This is a genomic window from Comamonas sp. GCA5 (assembly GCF_036541385.1).
In the GTDB taxonomy this organism is placed as follows: Bacteria; Pseudomonadota; Gammaproteobacteria; order Burkholderiales; family Burkholderiaceae_C; genus Comamonas; species Comamonas aquatica.
In genome coordinates this window covers 1-520 of sequence record NZ_JAZHFR010000221.1, presented here as the reverse complement: position 1 = coordinate 520, position 520 = coordinate 1, and the positions used below count along the sequence as shown (strand labels likewise).

Here is a 520-nt window from a genome sequence, read left to right as displayed (position 1 = left end):
ACAGTCTAATATTTTAGTTAGTCGTCCTTAAAAGCACATTTCAGCGCAATCCTCTCCATTGGGAGTGTTTCGCTGATTTTGTTTATTAGGTACAAAAGAAGCTTCATGGCTCTTTTTGAAGTTATATGCCGCTGCAGCTAACATTACATTGATAGCATCCCCGAAGAGCCCTTTGTAAAAGTTACGTCCCAAGCGATAATCTGACTTCAAATGTCCGATAGTTGGTTCTATTCCTGCACGCTTGCAGAAAAGTCGATGCTTCTTTTTACGTTGATAATAACTGTCTTTAGCTTTTGGAGTGCCAGGAATCAATATTGCGTACCGTTTATTTCTTTTTTCCCACGGTAACCTCTATCTCCGGCCAGTTTCTTAATCCTTTCTCCAGTGAGTCTCTTCACTGATCGAGGCTTTGCTCTAATGGTATGTCCGTCGTACTCATTACGGAAAGAAGAGGCTCCCAAAATCATCTCCCGTCATGGAGCTGTATAATCGAGACTTTGTTTCCAAACTCATATTTTTT

Annotated in this window: 1 pseudogene; it reads right to left on the bottom strand. The window is 40.8% G+C overall.

The window, feature by feature from the left end:
- Nucleotides 1-17 precede the first annotated feature (17 nt).
- A pseudogene (locus tag SJH88_RS19350) lies at nt 18-520 on the bottom strand (transposase); the annotation flags it as partial.